This is a genomic window from Hylemonella sp. P2_B10 (genome assembly GCF_056404875.1).
The window spans coordinates 992616-1010350 of the sequence record NZ_JBFUDE010000001.1; the positions used below are offsets into that span (position 1 = coordinate 992616).

Annotated in this window: 15 protein-coding genes and 1 tRNA gene; 8 read left to right on the forward strand and 8 right to left on the reverse strand. The window is 64.7% G+C overall.

All coding sequences use genetic code 11. The features are described 5' to 3' along the window. Window positions 1-9 precede the first annotated feature (9 nt). Entirely contained in the window at window positions 10-1473 is a 1464-nt protein-coding gene (locus AC1DX2_RS04800) for an NAD(P)H-hydrate dehydratase (protein ID WP_477195143.1), read from the forward strand. Between the two features lie 245 nt (window positions 1474-1718). Here the strand turns inward: AC1DX2_RS04800 and rnr are convergent, their stop codons facing one another. Continuing rightward, window positions 1719-4037 (reverse strand): ribonuclease R, encoded by a 2319-nt coding sequence (gene rnr / locus AC1DX2_RS04805; protein WP_477195144.1) that lies wholly within the window; start codon window positions 4035-4037, stop codon window positions 1719-1721. 150 nt (window positions 4038-4187) lie between these two features. On the opposite strand from rnr, the gene AC1DX2_RS04810 reads away from it, so the two are divergent. After that, window positions 4188-4274: transfer RNA gene (locus tag AC1DX2_RS04810), tRNA-Leu, on the forward strand. Window positions 4275-4449: 175 nt separating this feature from the next. Here the strand turns inward: AC1DX2_RS04810 and rimO are convergent. Then, window positions 4450-5865 carry a 30S ribosomal protein S12 methylthiotransferase RimO gene (gene rimO, locus AC1DX2_RS04815; RefSeq protein WP_477195145.1) on the reverse strand — a complete coding sequence of 472 codons (1416 nt, stop codon included), beginning with the start codon at window positions 5863-5865 and terminating at the stop codon, window positions 4450-4452. Window positions 5866-6023: 158 nt separating this feature from the next. Here rimO and AC1DX2_RS04820 point away from each other — a divergent pair, with 158 nt between their 5' ends. Continuing rightward, entirely contained in the window at window positions 6024-6587 is a 564-nt protein-coding gene (locus AC1DX2_RS04820; RefSeq protein ID WP_477195146.1) for a TFIIB-type zinc ribbon-containing protein, read from the forward strand. 39 nt (window positions 6588-6626) lie between these two features. On the opposite strand, the gene phaR is transcribed toward AC1DX2_RS04820, so the two are convergent. Next, the gene (gene phaR, locus AC1DX2_RS04825) at window positions 6627-7160 is read right to left on the reverse strand and encodes a polyhydroxyalkanoate synthesis repressor PhaR (RefSeq protein WP_477195147.1); all 534 of its coding nucleotides are present in this window, start codon (window positions 7158-7160) and stop codon (window positions 6627-6629) included. 188 nt (window positions 7161-7348) lie between these two features. On the opposite strand from phaR, the gene AC1DX2_RS04830 reads away from it, so the two are divergent. Beyond that, window positions 7349-7771 (forward strand): cupin domain-containing protein, encoded by a 423-nt coding sequence (locus AC1DX2_RS04830; protein WP_477195148.1) that lies wholly within the window; start codon window positions 7349-7351, stop codon window positions 7769-7771. A gap of 69 nt (window positions 7772-7840) precedes the next feature. Here AC1DX2_RS04830 and AC1DX2_RS04835 read toward each other — a convergent pair whose 3' ends face one another. After that, window positions 7841-8503 carry a glutathione S-transferase gene (locus AC1DX2_RS04835; protein WP_477195149.1) on the reverse strand — a complete coding sequence of 221 codons (663 nt, stop codon included), beginning with the start codon at window positions 8501-8503 and terminating at the stop codon, window positions 7841-7843. Between the two features lie 150 nt (window positions 8504-8653). Here AC1DX2_RS04835 and AC1DX2_RS04840 point away from each other — a divergent pair, with 150 nt between their 5' ends. Beyond that, window positions 8654-9874: a polyhydroxyalkanoate depolymerase gene (locus AC1DX2_RS04840; protein ID WP_477195150.1), complete on the forward strand. Its 1221-nt coding sequence runs from the start codon at window positions 8654-8656 to the stop codon at window positions 9872-9874. Between the two features lie 55 nt (window positions 9875-9929). Here AC1DX2_RS04840 and AC1DX2_RS04845 read toward each other — a convergent pair whose 3' ends face one another. From AC1DX2_RS04845 to AC1DX2_RS04860, 4 genes are all read right to left on the reverse strand, one after another. Beyond that, on the reverse strand, window positions 9930-10550 hold the full coding sequence (locus AC1DX2_RS04845; RefSeq protein ID WP_477195151.1) for a methyltransferase domain-containing protein: 621 nt from the start codon (window positions 10548-10550) through the stop codon (window positions 9930-9932). 204 nt (window positions 10551-10754) lie between these two features. Further along, complete coding sequence (locus AC1DX2_RS04850) at window positions 10755-11681, reverse strand: ABC transporter permease (RefSeq protein ID WP_477195152.1); 927 nt, start codon at window positions 11679-11681, stop codon at window positions 10755-10757. Further along, window positions 11678-12766, reverse strand: a complete 1089-nt coding sequence (locus AC1DX2_RS04855; protein WP_477195153.1) for an ABC transporter permease — start codon at window positions 12764-12766, stop codon at window positions 11678-11680. Before AC1DX2_RS04855 ends, AC1DX2_RS04850 begins: the two co-directional genes overlap by 4 nt. After that, window positions 12753-14372 carry an ABC transporter ATP-binding protein gene (locus AC1DX2_RS04860; RefSeq protein ID WP_477195154.1) on the reverse strand — a complete coding sequence of 540 codons (1620 nt, stop codon included), beginning with the start codon at window positions 14370-14372 and terminating at the stop codon, window positions 12753-12755. Before AC1DX2_RS04860 ends, AC1DX2_RS04855 begins: the two co-directional genes overlap by 14 nt. A 348-nt stretch (window positions 14373-14720) precedes the next feature. Between AC1DX2_RS04860 and AC1DX2_RS04865 the strand changes: the two genes are divergently transcribed. Genes AC1DX2_RS04865 through AC1DX2_RS04875 form a run of 3 tightly spaced genes read left to right on the forward strand, consistent with a single transcriptional unit; the run spans window position 14721 to window position 17729 of the window. Further along, complete coding sequence (locus tag AC1DX2_RS04865) at window positions 14721-15581, forward strand: outer envelope protein (RefSeq protein ID WP_477195155.1); 861 nt, start codon at window positions 14721-14723, stop codon at window positions 15579-15581. A 31-nt stretch (window positions 15582-15612) separates the two neighbouring features. Further along, on the forward strand, window positions 15613-16698 hold the full coding sequence (locus AC1DX2_RS04870) for a BMP family ABC transporter substrate-binding protein (protein ID WP_477195156.1): 1086 nt from the start codon (window positions 15613-15615) through the stop codon (window positions 16696-16698). A 23-nt stretch (window positions 16699-16721) separates the two neighbouring features. Beyond that, the gene (locus AC1DX2_RS04875) at window positions 16722-17729 is read left to right on the forward strand and encodes an aromatic ring-hydroxylating dioxygenase subunit alpha (RefSeq protein ID WP_477195157.1); all 1008 of its coding nucleotides are present in this window, start codon (window positions 16722-16724) and stop codon (window positions 17727-17729) included. Window positions 17730-17735: the final 6 nt, after the last annotated feature.

The window sequence follows — 17735 nt, forward strand, 5'->3', positions numbered from 1 at the left end:
CGCGCGGCCATGATGCGGGTCACGCCCGGCCCAGCCTGGCCGCTGCACGGCACTGCCGCCAGCCGGCAGGCTGAAACGCTGGCGCTGGCCAGCGTGCCGCCTCACACGCTGATGCGTCGCGCCGGCTTGAGCCTGGCGAAATTGGCGCTGGCCTATGCGCCCCATGCGCAGACGGTCTGGGTGGCGTGTGGCCCCGGCAACAACGGCGGCGACGGGCTGGAAGCAGCCATGCACCTGCGGCAATGGGGCAAGACAGTGGTTGCGACCTGGCTGGGCCAGCCCGACAAACGCCTGGATGCCGACACGCCCTACCACGCCGAAACCCCGTACCAGCGTGCCCGCGCAGCCGGCGTGCAGGTGGGCCACGAGCCCCCCGCGCACTGGGATCTGGCCATCGATGCGCTGCTGGGCCTGGGCGCCAGCCGCGCCCCCGAAGGCGCGATGGCGCAATGGATAGCGCACATGAACGCCGGCCCCGCCCCGGTGCTGGCAGTGGACCTGCCCACCGGCCTGCATGCCGACACCGGCGCGGCCCAAGCGCTGTGCGTGCGCGCCCGCGCCACTTTAAGCCTGCTAACGCTGAAGCCCGGCTTGTTCACCGCCCAGGGGCGCGACGCCGCAGGCGACATCTGGTTTGACGACCTGCACTGCCCGCCAGACCTGGCGCCAGCCACGGCCCGCCTGTCAGGCGCCCCCGCTTCCCAGGTAAGGGCGCACGACTCACACAAAGGCAGCCGCGGCGACGTGGCCGTGGTGGGCGGCGCACCCAGCATGCTGGGCGCCGCGTTGCTGGCCGGCTCGGCCGCACTGCACTTTGGCGCCGGCCGTGTCTACGTGGCGCCACTGGCCAAGGACGCCCCAGCCTGCGACCCCACCCTGCCCGAGCTGATGTTCCGCCACCCCGACGCGCTGGACCTGAAAACTGCCACCGTGGTGGCCGGCTGCGGTGGCGGCGAGGCCATACGCACCCTGTTGCCGCGCCTGCTGTCCGCCACCCCCAGCCTGGTGCTGGACGCCGACGCGCTGAATGCCGTGGCCAGTGACAGCCAATTGGCGCAACTGCTGCAAGCCCGAGCCAACCGTGGCTGGCTCACCGTGCTGACCCCGCACCCGCTGGAAGCCACCCGCCTGCTGAACAGCACCGCTCGCGATGTGCAGCAAGACCGCATCGCCGCCGCGCAACGCCTGGCCAGTCACTTCCAATGCACCGTGGTGCTGAAAGGCTCCGGCACGGTGATCGCCGTACCGGACCAGCTACCCGCCATCAACCCCACCGGCAATGCCCTGCTGGCCAGCGCCGGCACCGGCGACGTGCTGGCCGGCATGGTGGGGGCGCGGCTGGCTGCAGGCGCAACCGCCTTTGACGCAGCTTGCGACAGCGTGTACGTCCATGGGTTGTGTGCTGATTCGTGGCCCGCCGGGACAGCGCTGACAGCCTCGTCGCTGGCCCGGTCCATAGCGCCGTTTGCCTGAGTTGCCAATTACGGGCACCCTTCAGGCCGCGATGGTTTGCTGGCGTTCAAGCATTGCGCGCGCCAATTGACCCGATGTCGCTGGGGCGCGTGGCGGAGGGAAATCAAGGAGGAGGCCCGCAGGGCCGGGGGACATTCCCGTAGCCACGCGCCCCAGCGGCGTCGGCAGCAAGCAAACACGCGACGAACTGGCGCAGGCCGCCGAACAGGGCTTCGACAGGCTCAGCCCGAACGGCCTGTGAAAGCTCAGCCCCGCCTACGCCCCTTCGTGCCGCGCTTCTTCGCCGCAGCCGCCTTGGCCGCCGCCTTCAACGCCTGTATCGGCGAGGCGGGTGCGTGTACCGGGGCCGCAGCGCCACCTGCGGCCTTGCGCGGCGTGCGCTGCTTCATCGAGGACTTGGGCGGCAAGCCATCGGCATCGTCTCGGTGCTGCGGCTCGCGCTCGCGCTCACGCCCGGCGCCCTTGTCGCGCATGGCACGCTGCAGCAACTCCTCGCCCTCGCGCACCAGGCGGAAGTCGATCTTGCGGCCGTCCAGGTCCACGCGGCTGACCTGCACCCGCACGCGGGTGCCCACGGCATAACGCAGGCCGGTGCGCTCGCCGCGCAGTTCCTGGCGCACCTCGTCGAAGCGGAAATACTCGCCGCCCAGCTCAGTGATGTGCACCATGCCCTCCACGTACAGCGCGTCCAGCGTGACGAAGATGCCGAAACCTGCCACCGCGGTGACCACGCCGCCATATTCCTCGCCCAGATGCTCGCGCATGTACTTGCACTTCAGCCAGGCCTCCACATCGCGGCTGGCCTCGTCGGCGCGGCGCTCGTTGGCGCTGCAGTGCAGGCCGGCGGCCTGCCAGGCCACGGTGTCGGCGCTGGCCTTCTTGGGCTTGGCACTGCCATCCTTGTCCTTGCTGCGCGCGGCCTGGTTCTTTTCCAGCCGGCGCTGCAGCTTGGCATGCGCCTCGCCCGGGGTGGGCAGGGCCGGCAACTGGTACTTGCCCTTGGCCAGGATGGCCTTGATGACACGGTGCACCAGCAGATCCGGGTAACGCCGTATCGGGCTGGTGAAATGCGTGTAGGCGTCGTAGGCCAGGCCGAAGTGGCCACTGTTGATGGGCGTGTAGATGGCCTGCTGCATGGAGCGCAGCAGCATGGAATGGATCTGCTGCGCGTCTGGCCGCTCCTTGGTGGCCTGGGCGATGGCCTGGAACTCGCTGGGGTGTGGGTCGTCGCTGATGCCCATACCGACACCCAGCGCCTTCAGGTAGGTGCGCAGGATTTCCTTCTTCTCCGGCGTCGGCCCCTCGTGCACGCGAAACAGCCCCGGGTGCTTGCTCTGGTTGATGAAGTCGGCGCTGCACACATTGGCGGCCAGCATGGCCTCCTCGATCAGGCGGTGGGCGTCGTTGCGGGTGCGCGGCACGATCTTCTCGATACGGCCGTTTTCGTCGCAGATGATCTGCGTCTCGGTGGTCTCGAAATCCACTGCGCCGCGCTTGTTGCGCGAGCCCAGCAGCGCACGGTAGACGTCGTGCAGGTTCATCAGGTCCGGCACGCGTTCGCGCCGGCGCGTGGCCTCGGGGCCGCGCGTATTGGCCAGGATGGCGGCCACCTCGGTGTAGGTGAAACGCGCATGGCTCCACATCACCGCCGGGTAGAACTGGTAGCCGGTCACGTCGCCGGCGCTGGATACCACCATGTCGCACACCATGCACAGGCGCTCCACCTCGGGGTTCAGCGAGCACAGGCCGTTGGACAGCTTCTCCGGCAGCATGGGGATGACGCGGCGCGGGAAATACACGCTGGTGGCGCGGTCGTAGGCATCGATGTCGATGGCCGAGCCGGTCTCCACATAGTGGCTGACGTCGGCAATCGCCACCAGCAGGCGCCAGCCCTTTTGCGCCGATTTGCCGCGCCCGGTGGTGATGGGCTCGCAGTACACGGCGTCGTCGAAGTCGCGCGCGTCCTCGCCGTCGATGGTGACCAGCGGCACGTCGGTCAGGTCAACCCGGTGCCGCTTGTCCTGCGGCCGCACCTTGTCGGGCAACGTGCGCGCCAGGGCGATGCAGGCGTCGGAAAACTCATGCGGCACGCTGTACTTGCGCACCGCGATCTCGATTTCCATGCCCGGGTCGTCGATCTCGCCCAGCACTTCCTTCACGCGGCCCACCGGCTGGCCGAACAGCGCCGGCGGCTCCACCAGTTCCACCACCACCACCTGGCCGGTTTTGGCGGTGCCGGTGGCGCCCTTGGGGATCAGGATGTCCTGGCCGTAGCGCTTGTCCTCCGGGGCCACCAGCCACATGCCGCTTTCCTGCAGCAGGCGGCCGATGATGGGGTGCGGCGGGCGCTCCACGATCTCCACCACGCGCCCCTCGGGGCGGCCCTTGCGGTCGTGCCGCACGATGCGCGCCTTGACGCGGTCCTTGTGCAGCACCGCGCGCATCTCGTTGGGGGGCAGGTAAATGTCTGATTCGCCGTCGTCACGGGCCACGAAACCATGGCCATCGCGGTGGCCTTGTATGGTTCCTTCAACTTCATCCAGCAGGCCGCTGGGGGTACTCAAATTTTTGATAGGTCCTCTCTCTTTCCTGAAATGCAAAAGGGGGTGTCACGGCGGCTGTATGGGTAGACGCGCCTGCCTTGACAGCTAGTTTGAAAAAAATTTTGACGGCCTTGCAAAAACACAAAAAAAGTGCCTATAATTCAAGGCTGTGCCCAGGTGGCGAAATTGGTAGACGCACCAGCTTCAGGTGCTGGCGATCGCAAGGTCGTGGAAGTTCGAGTCTTCTCCTGGGCACCACGTTTGATAGAGGGTCTGTAACGCAAGTTGCAGACCCTTTTTTCATGCCTTGAATTCATGCAGACAATGCTAACACCCCGTCGTGCCACTTATTTCTGCGGTCAGCGCGAAATTTGCAGCACACGGGATGGTGCTTGATCACACCGGCAGGGCCATGAGATCGTGCCCCACGGCTTCAGATCGGCAGGGCCACGAGATCGTGCCCCTGCGTGCCCACGATGCGGGCCTTGGTGAATTCGCCCACCTTCAGCGTCTTGCTGATCTTCTCCGGTGGCAGCAGCTTCACCGTGCCGTCAATCTCAGGCGCGTCGGCATAGCTGCGGCCGATGCCGCCCTTTTTGCCCAGGCCAGGGGCCGAGTCCACCAGCACCTGCATGGTGGCGCCTATGCGCTCTTGCAGCTTGGCGGCTGACACTTGCTCGGCCACCGCCATGAAGCGTGCCCGGCGCTCTTCGCGCAGTTCGGGCGGCAGCATGCCGGGGATGTCGTTGGCGGTGGCACCAGCCACCGGGCTGTAGGCGAAGCAACCGGCGCGGTCTATGCGTGCTTCGCGCATGAAGTCCAGCAGGTGCTCAAACTCGGCCTCGGTCTCGCCGGGGAAGCCGGCGATGAAGGTGCTGCGCACCACCAATTCGGGACAGTCCCGGCGCCATTGCTGGATGCGCTCCAGGTTGCGCTCGCCGCTGGCCGGGCGCTTCATGCGCTTCAACACATCGGGGTGGCTGTGCTGCAGCGGCACGTCCAGGTAAGGCAGGATCTTGCCGGTGGCCATCAGCGGGATGATCTCGTCCACGCTGGGGTAGGGGTACACATAGTGCAGCCGCACCCAGGCGCCAAACGGTTCGGCGATCTCGCCCAAGGCCTGGGCCAGCTCCACCATGCGGGTCTTCACCGGCCGGCCGTTCCAGAAACCGGTGCGGTACTTGACGTCCACGCCATAGGCCGAGGTGTCCTGGCTGATCACCAGCAACTCCTTCACGCCGCCTTCGAACAGCGCCTTGGCCTCGTTCAGCACGTCGCCTATGGGCCGCGACACCAGGTCGCCGCGCATGGAGGGGATGATGCAGAAGGTGCAGCGGTGGTTGCAGCCCTCGCTGATCTTCAGGTAGGCGTAATGGCGCGGCGTCAGCTTGATGCCGGCGGTGCCAAAGCTGTTGGGCACCAGGTCCAGGAAAGGGTCGTGCGGCTTGGGCAGGTTGGCGTGCACCGCGTCCATCACCTCCTGCGTCGCGTGCGGGCCGGTGACGGCCAGCACGCTGGGATGCATCTGCTTGACCAGGTTGCCGCTGCCGCCCTCGCCTGCCTTGGCGCCCAGGCAGCCGGTGACGATGACGCGGCCATTGGCGGCCAGCGCCTCGCCGATCGTGTCCAGGCTTTCCTTGACGGCGTCGTCGATGAAGCCGCAGGTGTTGACGATCACCAGGTCAGCCCCCTGGAAGGTCTTGGAGGTCTGGTAACCCTCGGCGCTCAATTGCGTCAGGATCAACTCGGAATCGGTCAGTGCCTTGGGGCAGCCCAGGCTGACGAAGCCCACCTTGGGCGCGGCGCTGCCGGTACTTTTGGCGGCGGGGGGGGACAAAACTTCACTCATCCCCGTATTGTCCCAGGTTCGGCCCGGTTCGGCCAAGGCGCAGCAGAGTTGGCCATGGATCAGCTTGGCGGGGTCGCGTAAGATGCGCTCGCCAGCACCCGGCTTCGACCGAGGATGGGGCACCGTTTGACTTGTCCAGCTTGACAGACCGAACTCGCATGAAAAACTACAGCCTGACTTGCCCGAATTGCACGGCGCCCCTGGAGTTGCTTGGCGAAGCCAAGAATCTGAAGTGCGGGTATTGCGGCAGCCCGCAGGTGCTGGAGAGAAGCGGCGAGGCGGAGCCGGTCGACGAGATTGACGCCACCCACGAGGCCATACGCCGCGACAGTGCCCGCAGAAGCGCCGAAATCGAGATTGATCTGCTGATGGGAGAGCGCGATGAGGTGCTGGAGAAAAAGAAGGAAGCGATAGCCGCACACGCTGAAAAGCTCGCCAGCGGCCGCACTGGACGAAGAAACGCGGCGCTGACCGCCTTGGTCGTGATGTTTTTTATCGGTGGCGCCATGGCGCAAGCGACTGAGGGACACCCCACCATGTCAACATTGCTCAGTTTTGTCTGGCTGGTCGCCCTTGTCGGCGTTCCGATCTATGTCTATCGAAAAACCAAGGTGCCGGACACCGGTGCTTCCGAGGACATCCAATGGTGCGACAGGAAGTTGGCCCACATCGATCGGCGCCTGACGGAATACCGCGCCATGGCCGACAAGTTGACGTACTGAGTTTCCTGCGGCCCAAGGCCATCCAGGCCAAGCGCCCCCTCAGCGCTTCATGCCAAAGCCGCTGAGCATCTGCTCGGTCTGCTTTTGCAGTTGCTCCTGCATCTGAGCGAACATGTTCTTGGACTGCTCGATGGAGTTGCCCAGCATGCCCTGCACCATGGGGGTCTGCATGTTCATGAACTGCATCCACATCTCCGGCGTCAGGCCGGTGGGTTGCTCGCCCAGCTTGGACTGCACCTCCATCAGCGACTGGATGCTCTTTTCCAGGTAGCCGCCCATGAATCCCTGCATCGCATGGCCGTAGAAGCGGATAACGCTGGCCAGCACACTGGCGGTGAACATGGGCGAACCGCTGGCCTCTTCCTCCAGGATGATCTGCAGCAGGATGCTGCGCGTCAGGTCCTCGCCGCTCTTGGCGTCGCGCACCACGAAGGGTTCGGCGTCCATCACCAGCCGCTTGATCTCGGCCAGCGTGATGTAGGTGGAGGTGTCGGTGTCGTACAGACGGCGATTCGGGTATTTCTTGATCACCCTCTGCGCGGGCTTGCTGTCCTTGCCCTTGTTGCTTTGCATGTGCGGCCTGGCTCCTGTGTCCTGTGGGTGTGGACCGTGGTCTACGTAGCGTGTGTTGCGGCTGTGTATTGCGCTGCAACAGATTCTAAGGACCAGCCCCGTTCTGGTGCCCAAGGTTTACCCTGAGGCATGCTTTGTGCTTGATGTTGCACTGCACCATTCTTATCTTGTACGAACAGGAGTACATCATGCTGGACCGCACCACCACGCTCTTCACTCACGTGAAGCCCGGCGACACGCAGTTCGTCTCAGGCGGGCTGCGCGATTTCTTCTTGTACCGCGACCTCGGCATTGCCGAAGCCACGCACGGCCAGGTGATCGCGCACCTGGTGAAGGCAAACATGGCACCAGAAACAGGCACCGGTTGGCACCGACATGAGGCGGATTTCCAGATCGTCATCATGACCAAGGGCTGGGCCAAGTTCATGTACGAGGACAAGGAAACGCTGGTGCAAGCCGGCGACGTGGTGCACCAGCGCCCCGGCATACGCCACTACCTGTTCGACTACTCGCCCGATATGGAGTACCTGGAGATTGTGTCGCCGGCGGATTTCAAGACGGTGGACGTGGAACCGGTGTGCGAGATTCCGCCGCCCACGCCGTGGAAATAACCGGAACAGCTACAAACAGTTGGGGACAGAGCACATTTGCTGCGCAAATCTGGTCTGTCCCGCAAGGTTTCAGAATTCCGCATCCAGTTCATCAATCTCGTCGGGTTCGGTCTTCGCAGCTTTCAGCCATTCCTGCATCGCCGGCAGTTCCATGATGCGTTTGCAGTAAGCGGCACTGCCCTTGTCCAGCGCAATGTCATAGGTCAGGAAGCGTGTCACCACCGGCGCATACATGGCGTCAGCCATGCAAGGCTGCTTGCCGAACAGGTAGGGGCCGCCATAGGTGGCCAGGCACTCCTTCCAGATTTCCAGCACGCGGCTGATGTCGCCCTGGGCGCGCGACCAGACCTTGAAACCGGGGAAATGCGCCTTCAGGTTCATCGGCAGCGCCGAGCGCAGCGACGTAAAGCCCGAGTGCATCTCGCCGCAGATGGCGCGGCAGTGCGCGCGCGCCTTGGCGTCCGACGGCAGCAGCAGCGCCTTGGGCTTGATCTCGTTCAGGTACTCGCCGATCGCCAGCGTGTCCCACACCTTGATGCCGTTGTGCAGCAGCGAGGGCACCAGCATGCTGGGTGCCAGCAACAGCATCTCGGCCTTCATGGCAGGATCGTCCGGGGGGATCACCTTTTCGGTGAACTCCAGCCCGGCCAGCTTGGCCATCAGCCAGCCGCGCAGCGCCCAGGCGCCGTAGTTCTTGCTGCTGATCGTCAAAACGGCTTTGCTGGCGGCCATGCACTGCTCCTGTAACCCCAAAGGGGTGACACAACCTCCGCAAGCCTTGTGCCAACTTGTATACCAGCCGGTGTTTCAGCGCAGATTGGCCCGCAACTTGCCTGCCTTCCCGGTATCCGGGCCACCCGCCCGGCGCACGTCAGGAAACCCATGCTGTACCAAGCCTACCAAACCCAGTCCGACCTGATGTCCCCCATGCGGTTGCTGGCTCAGAGCAGCAGCGCAGCGCTGTGGCTGAACAAGACCGAGGGCAGCCTGCTGCGCAAATGGTCCGCCGCCATGGAGGTGCTGTCGCGCATGCGCCTGACGCATTCGCGCCCGGCCTACGGCATCAGCTCGGTGAAAATGGGCGAACAGGACATCGCCGTGACCGAGGAGAAAACCCTCAGCCTGCCCTTCGGCACCCTGCTGCACTTCAAGAAAGACCTGCCCGCCAGCGCCCCGGCCCAACCGCCGGTGCTGCTGGTGGCACCGTTGTCAGGCCATTTCGCCACGCTGCTGCGCGAAACCGTGCGCACCCTGCTGCAGGACCACGACGTCTACATCACCGACTGGCACAACGCCCGCGACGTGTCGCTGCGCAACGGCCCCTTCGGCCTGGACGACTACATCAGCCACATGGTGCGCTACATCGAAACCATCGGCCCCGGCGCGCACGTGGTGGCGGTCTGCCAGCCCTGCGTGGCCGCACTGGCCGCCACCGCGCTGATGGCCGAGGACGACCACCCGGCCCAGCCGCGCAGCCTGACCCTGATGGCCGGCCCGGTGGACTGCCGCGTCAACCCCACCGGCGTCAACACCCTGGCCACCAGCAAGCCGATCGCGTGGTTTGAAAAGAACCTGATCAGCCATGTGCCGCTGCCGCACGCCGGCCACATGCGCCGGGTCTACCCCGGCTTCGTGCAACTCAGCGCTTTCATGAGCATGAACCCGGAGCGCCACAAGAAGGCCTTTCAAGACCTGTACCAGCACCTGGTGGACGGCGACATCGAAAAGGCCAACCTGATACGCGCGTTCTACGAGGAATACCTGGCGGTGAACGACCTGCCGGCCGAGTTCTACCTGGAGACGGTGGAAAAAGTGTTCCAGACCTACGACCTGGCCAAGGGCACGCTCACCTACCAGGGCCGCACGGTGAACCCGGCGGCGATACGCCGCACCGCGCTGATGACGGTGGAAGGCGAGCGCGACGACATCTGCTCAGTCGGCCAGACGGTGGCCGCTCACGACCTGTGCAGCAGCATCCGCCCCTATCTGAAGACCCACCACATCCAGGTCGGTGTGGGCCACTACGGTGTGTTCAGCGGCCGCAAGTGGAACCAGCAGATCTACCCGCGGGTACGGGAGGTGATTTACGCCAGTGCTTCCTGAGTTGCCGTGCCACCTGCTCGAAACCCAGCGACGCCAGAGCAAGCTCCATGCGCACTCAAGCAGCGAACCGCCCACGCCGTATTTTTTCATCCGGCAGTGATTTGCGCATGACAAACTCCAGCGCTGACTCCCCCACGGGCGTCAGCGTCTGATCAAAACGCCCCAACCCAAATCGAAAAGTGGCGTCAAGCAGCTCAACTTTCAAAACCTGTGCGTCACCTGAATATATTGACAGCAGGTCCAGCAAGTCTATGGATTTAGGCGACCAGCTCAGATGCTTGCACATGGTAAAGGTCCACTTGTGATCTGCGTTGAAAGCGGATGGGAATACGCCTTGCTCGTACAAATCCTCGTCAGGGACGACCACAACCAGATGCCCGCCAGGCTTGAGGACGCGAAGCCAGTTCAGCATGGCCTCTTTCACGTCGTGCATATGCTCCAAGCAATGGCTTGAGTGGACAAAGTCCATTGAACAGTCGTCCAGCGACGCAAGCAACTGCGCGTCTCCGTCTTCAAGATCCCAGGCTCGACAGCTTTGCATCCGTGGAAAAAATTCGCCATACTGGTTGATGGGGTCAGGCCCAGCGCCAATGTCGACACCATGGCCCACAAAATACCGGGTCGCGAATCGACTGTCGTGAATACGGCGTGAAATTGCCTTGCTTGTTTCAAACATAAGATTTTCTCAATTTGAACTGACGCCGTTTTCGGTCAGGGAGCCCGCAAGCCTTGTGCAGAAAACTCAATCTCAGGTCAACCAAGCAGTCAGAAGCCAGGGGAGCACCATGGCGCACGAGGTGCGCAAAAATAGTCGCAGAAGTTTAGCGCAATGCATGGCTGGCATGCGGTCACCGCACAAGCCAACACAGAGCAAACCAAACTACGAGTCAGCCCGAAAACTCTGTCCCAGCGACATCGGCCGGTTCAGCAAAATGGTCTTGGGGTTGCGGCAGATGATGACCAGCACCACGATGGTGGCCAGGTAGGGCAGCATGGACAAAAACTCCGACGGCACCGCCAGCCCGAAACCCTGACCGTGGAACTGCAGCACCGTCACCCCACCGAACAGGTAGGCGCCCAGCACCACGCCGCGCGGCCGCCAGGTGGCGAACACCACCAGAGCCAGTGCGATCCAGCCGCGCCCGGCCGTCATGCCCTCCACCCACATGGGCGTCAGCGCCTGCGACAGGTAGGCGCCGGCCAGGCCGGCCATGGCGCCGCCGAACAGCACCGCACCATAGCGCAGCGCGATCACTGGCTGGCCAATGGCATGGGCGCTTTGCGGGGACTCGCCGGCGGCGCGTATCACCAGCCCAAGCCGCGTGCGCGCCAGCACCCAGCCCACCACCACCACCAGCAGCAGCGAGCCGTACACCATGGCGTCAAAGCGGAACAACAGCGGCCCAAGGAAAGGAATGTCCGACAGCAGCGGGATATTCAGCTTGGCCAGCGGCTGCACCGTTTGGCCCACCAGGCTGCGGCCGACGAACGCTGACAGGCCGACACCAAACAGCGTCAGCGCCAGCCCGGTGGCCACCTGGTTGGTCTGCAGCGTCAGCACCAGAAAGGCAAACAGCAGCGCCACGGCCATCGCCGCGCCACAAGCCGCCAGCAGGCCCAGGCCGGCGTAGCCGGTGTGCAGCGTGACGGCAAAGCCGGCCACCGCGCCGACCAGCATCATGCCCTCCAGCCCCAGGTTCAGCACGCCGGAGCGCTCGGTCACCAGCTCGCCGGTGGCCGCCACGATCAGCGGCGTGGCCGCGCCAGCGGTACTGGCCAGGAAAGGGATCAGATGGTCCAGCGTCATGAGGCCGCCTTGCTCGCTGCAGCCACGGCGCGGTGCCGTGGCTTGAAGCGGTAGTGGATGAACAAATCAGCCGCCAGCAGGTAGAACAGCAGCATGCCCTGGAACAGCCCGGTGATGGCCGAGGGCAGTTGCAGCTCCATCTGTGCCGATTCGCCGCCGATGTACAGCAGCGACATCAGCAGCGCCGCCAGCAGCACGCCCAGCGGGTGCAGCCGCCCCACGTAGGCGACGATGATGGCGGCAAAGCCGTAGCCCGGCGACACCGAGGGCTGTAGCTGGCCTATGGGCCCGGCCACCTCGCCCACGCCAGCCAGGCCGGCCAGGCCGCCGCTGATCATGAAGGCCAGCCACACATTGCGCTGCTCGCTGAAACCAGCATAGGCAGCGGCGGCCGGCGCCATGCCACTGACCTTCATGCGGTAGCCGGCGAAAGTGCGCGAGACAAAGAACCAGGCCCCGGCCACCCCCACCAGCGACAGGATGAAGGCCGCGTTGACGCGCAGGCCCTCCACCAGCAGCGGCAACATGGCGCTGTCGCTGAACATCTTGGACTGCGGGAAGTTGAAACCGTCCGGGTCGCGCAGCGGCCCATGCACCAGGTAGCTCAAGAACAGATAGGCCACATACACCAGCATCAGGCTGACCAGGATCTCGCTGGTGTTGAAGCGGGTGCGCAGCAGCGCCGGTATTGCCGCCCACAGCATGCCGCCCACAGCGCCGGCCAGCAGCATCAGCGGCAGCACCCAGTGCGATTCCGAGCCATGGAAGTACAGCGCCACGCAGCTGGCGGTCACCGCGCCCATGGTCAGCTGGCCGTCGGCGCCAATGTTCCACACGCTGGCGCGAAAACCCATGGCCAGGCCAACACCACACAGCGTCAGCGGCGTGGCCTTCAGCAACAGCTCACCCACGCCATAGGCGGTGCTGGCCGGCTTGATGAAGTACACATAAAAAGCGTGCAGCGGCTCCTGCCCCAGCAGGCTGAACAGCAGCGAGCCGCTGAGCAGCATGGCCACGGCGGCAATCAGCGGCGAGGCGACCATCATCGCCCGCGAGGGCTCGGGGCGGGCTTCAAGCCGGGGCATGCTGGCCTTCTCCTGTGGATTCGGGTTGGGAGGTTGGGCCGCCGCTTTCCTCCAGCGTGGCGTCAAAATTGCCGCTCATCCAGATGCCGATCTGGTTCACGCTGGTCTGCGCCACGGGCACCGCGCGCGACAGCTTGCCCTTGGCCAGCACGGCCAGGCGATCGCACATCATGAACAGCTCGTCCAGCTCTTCAGACAGCACCAGCACCGCCACGCCGGCATCGCGCAGGTCGATGATGGCCTGGCGTATCAGCATGGATGCACCGATGTCCACGCCCCAGGTGGGCTGGGCCACCACCATCACCTTGGGCGCCAAAAGCGTCTCGCGGCCGACGATGAACTTTTGCAAGTTGCCGCCCGACAGGCTGCTGGCCATGGCGCGTTCGCCCCCGCATTTGACGTTGAAGCGCTCGATCACCTGCCTGGCAAACGCGCGCACCGCACCGAACTGGATCAGTCCGTGCTTCAGCATGTGCCTGCCGTAGCCTGGCACGTAACCTGTCAACAGCGCGTTGTCGGCCAGCGACTGCTCGGGCACGGCACCGCGGCCCAGCCGCTCTTCGGGCACGAAGCACAAGCCTAAAGCGCGGCGCTGGGCAGCGTCCAAGCGGCCGGCGTCCTGGCCGGCCAGTTGCACCGCCGCCGCGTCAGCCATCAACGCCTCGCCGGAAATGGCCTTCAGCAGCTCTTGCTGGCCATTGCCCGATATGCCGGCAATGCCCAGGATCTCGCCGCTGCGCAACTCCAGGCTGACCTCTTGCAAATCGGTGCCGAACGGGTCGCTGGAGGCCTGCGTGAGTTGGCGCAGCGCAAAGCGCGTTTCGCCGGGCTGGCGCGGTTGCAGGTTGCACACCGGCAGCTCCTTGCCAATCATCAACTCGGCCAACGAGCGCTCGGTCTCCTGCTTCGGGATGGCGGTGCCCGACACCTTGCCTGCACGCAGCACCGTGGCCTTGTCGCACAGTGCCTGGATCTCGTCCAGCTTGTGGCTGATGTACAGGATGGAGCAGCCCTCGCTGGCCAGCCGGCGCAGTGATTCGAACAACTTCAGCACCGCCTGCGGCGTCAGCACCGAGGTCGGCTCGTCCATGATCAACAGGCGCGGCGACTGCAGCAGGCAACGCACGATCTCCACCCGCTGGCGCTCGCCCACTGACATGCTGTGGATGTGGCGCTCCGGGTCCACCGGCAAGCCGTACTCTTCGGACACCTGGCGTATGCGCGGGGCCAGCACCTTGGGCGGCACACGCTCGTCGAGCACCAGCGAGATGTTTTCTGCCACTGTCAGCGTCTCGAACAGCGAGAAATGCTGGAACACCATGCCAATGCCCAGCTTGCGCGCCGCCGACGGCGAGGGGATGTGCACCTGACTGCCTTCCCACATGATCTCGCCGGCGTCGGGGCGGGTGACGCCGTAGATGATCTTCATCAACGTGCTTTTGCCGGCGCCGTTTTCGCCCAGCACGGCGTGGATCTCGCCCGGCATCACGGTCAGGTTGACGTCAGCATTGGCCACCACCGAGGGGTAGATCTTGGAGATGCCCAGCATCTGCAAGCGCGGCTCGGACCGGAATGGGGACGCTGGGGCGGCAAGCGCTTCGGTCATGGCAATGGCGAGGCTCCTAAGGCAGTCGACGGCGTTCGCTTTCGCCATCTTGTACTTCAAACAACGCAAGTTGCATGCCGAAGCGCTGTCGCAACCCGCGCACGCCAGCATAACGGCAGAGCAGCGCACGCGCACCAAGAACAGGAGCCCTTGGTGCCAAAAAATCCCCATGCTGGTGCCTTGTATACAAGTTCGGGTGCATGTCGGTACTCACCCCGCGACGCGAAACGGTATAAATCCTTTGCGCGGCATACCCCCACCGGCACCAAGGCAATTGGCCCGCTACTTGCTATCAACCATTCTGGTAATCCCTCATAAATCCGCAAACCCCTCGCTCAAGGAGCTGCCATGACGACGAAGCACACATTTCTCAAACACAGCATGGCCCTGGCCGCCCTGATGGCCTGCGCCACGGGCGCGCAGGCCGCCGACTGGAGCGACACCTCCATCGGCTACCGCTACGGCAGCTCCTATGCCGAGCCTTTCAACAACCAGGACGTCAGCAAGAGCATCATCAACCTGACGCACGCCAGCGGCTACAAATACGGCAGCAACTTCTTCAACGTCGACCTGCTGATGTCCGACGAGAAGGACCCGTCAAGTTTCGGCTCCAAGAACGGCGCCCAAGAGGCCTACATCGTCTACCGCCACACGCTGGACCTGGAGAAGCTCTCGGGCACGCCGTTCAAGTTCGGCCCGGTGCGCAACATGGGCATCACTTTTGGCTTTGACTGGAACACCAAGACCGATGCCGGCTACAACTCGAAGAAGCGCATGCTGGTGGCCGGCCCCACCTTCATGCTGGACGTGCCCGGCTTCTTCAACGTCAGCCTGCTGGCGCTGTGGGAGAGCAACGCCCCCTACAGCACCTTCCCCGGCGGCGTGTCCACACCGCGCTACAGCTACGACACCCACGCCATGATCACCGGCGCCTGGAGCATCCCGATCGGCAAGCTGCCACTGTCGTTCGAGGGCTTCTTCAACATCATCGCGCCCAAGGGCAAGAACGAGTTCGGCGGCAACACCGCCACCGAGACCAACATCGACATGCAGATCATGTATGACCTGAGCAGCGTGGGCGCCAAAGGCTTCAAGATCGGCCTGGAATACCAGTACTGGAAGAACAAGTTCGGCAACGATTCCGCTGGCGCAGCCGGCAAGGGCGCCTTTGCGCACACGCCCATGATCCGCGTGGAGTACCATTTCTGATCCACGCCCCAGCACAACAGGAAACATCGACATGAACCGCCGCACATTCTTTGCCCTGGCCGCCGTGGCCACCGCCGTCCTCACCGCTTTTGCGCAGCCCGCCCGCGCGGCCGACGAACCGCTGAAGGTGGGTTTCGTCTACGTCGGCCCGGTGGGCGACGCCGGCTGGACCTACGCCCACGACCAGGGCCGCCTGGCGATGGAAAAGGCGCTGGGCGCCAAGGTGAAAACCACCTTTGTGGAAAACGTGCCCGAAGGGGCCGACGCCGAGCGCGTGATCCGCAAGCTGGCCACCGAAGGCAACAAGCTGATCTTCACCACCTCGTTCGGTTACATGAACCCGACCGAGAAGGTGGCCAAGGCCTTCCCCAACGTGATCTTCGAACACGCCACCGGCTACAAGACGGGCAAGAACCTGGGCACCTACGAGTCGCGCTTCTACGAAGGGGCTTACCTGCTGGGCGTGATCGCCGGCAAGATGACCAAGAGCGGCACGCTGGGCGTGGTGGCCTCGTTCCCCATCCCCGAGGTGGTGCGAAACATCAATGCCTTCACGATGGGCGCGCAAAGCATGAACCCCAATGTGAAGACCAAGGTGATCTGGGTCAACAGCTGGTATGACCCGGCCAAGGAGCGCCAGGCCGCCGAGACGCTGATCGCCCAAGGCGCCGATGTGCTGAGCCAGAACACCGACTCGCCGGCCACACTGCAGGCGGCGCAGGAAAAAGGCATCTACGCCTTCGGCTGGGATTCGGACATGGTGAAGTTCGCGCCCAAGGCGCACCTGACGGCCAACACCAACGACTGGGGTGGCTACTACACCGACACCGCCAAGGCGGTGCTGGCCGGCAAATGGAAGTCGGGCGAAGTGCGCGGCGGCCTGAAGGAAGGCATGGTGAAAATGTCACCGCTGAACGCCGCCGTGCCGGCTGACGCCGCCAAGGCCTTCGAGGAGAAGAAGGCGGCCATGATTGCCGGCACCTTCCACCCCTTCCAGGGCCCGGTGAAGGACCAGAGCGGCGCCGTCAAGGTGGCCGCCGGCTCGGTGATGCCGCTGAAAGACCTGCTGTCCATGAACTACTACGTGCAAGGCGTGGAAGGCACGGTGCCGAAGTAGTCGCGGCGCGGTACAGTCGCGGCATGTTGMGCGATCCGGTCTTGTTCGACGACTGGCACCCGGTGGCCCTGGCCACACAGGTGCCCAGCGGCGGCATGCTGGGTACGCAACTGCTGGACACCGCGCTGGTGGTCTGGCGCGACAGCCAGGGAACGTTGCAGGCCTGGGAAGACCGCTGCCCGCACCGCGGCATGAAGCTGTCCATGGGCACGCTGCAGGGTGACGCCCTGCGCTGCGCCTACCACGGCTGGGAATTTGACAGCGGCGGCAAATGCCGCCTGGTGCCGGCGCTGCCGCAACTGCGCGAGGCTGATCTGAAAGCCTGCGCCACCAGCTTTGCGGTGCGCGAGCGCTACGGCCTGGTGTGGGTGTGCCTGGGCACGCCGGCGCAAGACGTGCTGCCCTTCCCCGAGTTTGACGACGCGCGGCTGCGCAAGGTGTGGTGCGGCCCGTATGAGGTGCGCGCCAGCGGCCCGCGCCTGGTGGAAAATTTTCTGGATCTGGCGCACCTGTCTTTCGTGCATGAGGGCATCCTGGGTGAACCGGCCCAGGCCGCCGTGCCGGACTACCGCGTGGAGATGCTGGACGACCCCACCCTGGGCCAGGGCGTGCGCGCGGTGCAATGCAAGGTGTGGCAGCCGCGCGCCAATGCGGCGGCCGAAACCGGCAGCGAGGTGGCCTACACTTATCGGGTGCTGCGGCCACTCACCGCCATCCTGACCAAGGAGCCGCAGGCGCAGGACGGCTTTCACGAGGCCATCAGCCTGCACCTGCAGCCGCTGACCGAAACGACAACACGGGCCTGGATCATCCTGGCCATGCCCATCCACGACAAGACAGACGACGAGTTGCGCCAGTTCCAGGACACCATCTTCATGCAGGACCTGCCCATCGTCGAGAACCAGCAGCCGCAGCGCCTGCCGCTGGCCGCTGGGGCCGAGGTGTCCATGGCCTGCGACCGCATGTCGCTGGCCTACCGCCGCTACCTGGTCGGGCAAGGCCTGCGCTACGGCGTGATCGCGCCGGATTGAACCTGG

Coding starts and splice junctions, on each gene's coding strand:
- phaR (WP_477195147.1), bottom strand. CDS start 7,160: ATGCAAAGCAACAAGGGCAAGGACAGCAAGCCCGCGCAGAGGGTGATC.
- AC1DX2_RS04870 (WP_477195156.1), top strand. CDS start 15,613: ATGAACCGCCGCACATTCTTTGCCCTGGCCGCCGTGGCCACCGCCGTC.
- AC1DX2_RS04840 (WP_477195150.1), top strand. CDS start 8,654: ATGCTGTACCAAGCCTACCAAACCCAGTCCGACCTGATGTCCCCCATG.
- AC1DX2_RS04800 (WP_477195143.1), top strand. CDS start 10: ATGATGCGGGTCACGCCCGGCCCAGCCTGGCCGCTGCACGGCACTGCC.
- AC1DX2_RS04845 (WP_477195151.1), bottom strand. CDS start 10,550: ATGTTTGAAACAAGCAAGGCAATTTCACGCCGTATTCACGACAGTCGA.
- AC1DX2_RS04830 (WP_477195148.1), top strand. CDS start 7,349: ATGCTGGACCGCACCACCACGCTCTTCACTCACGTGAAGCCCGGCGAC.
- AC1DX2_RS04860 (WP_477195154.1), bottom strand. CDS start 14,372: ATGACCGAAGCGCTTGCCGCCCCAGCGTCCCCATTCCGGTCCGAGCCG.
- AC1DX2_RS04865 (WP_477195155.1), top strand. CDS start 14,721: ATGACGACGAAGCACACATTTCTCAAACACAGCATGGCCCTGGCCGCC.
- AC1DX2_RS04855 (WP_477195153.1), bottom strand. CDS start 12,766: ATGCCCCGGCTTGAAGCCCGCCCCGAGCCCTCGCGGGCGATGATGGTC.
- rimO (WP_477195145.1), bottom strand. CDS start 5,865: ATGAGTGAAGTTTTGTCCCCCCCCGCCGCCAAAAGTACCGGCAGCGCC.
- AC1DX2_RS04835 (WP_477195149.1), bottom strand. CDS start 8,503: ATGGCCGCCAGCAAAGCCGTTTTGACGATCAGCAGCAAGAACTACGGC.
- AC1DX2_RS04820 (WP_477195146.1), top strand. CDS start 6,024: ATGAAAAACTACAGCCTGACTTGCCCGAATTGCACGGCGCCCCTGGAG.
- AC1DX2_RS04850 (WP_477195152.1), bottom strand. CDS start 11,681: ATGACGCTGGACCATCTGATCCCTTTCCTGGCCAGTACCGCTGGCGCG.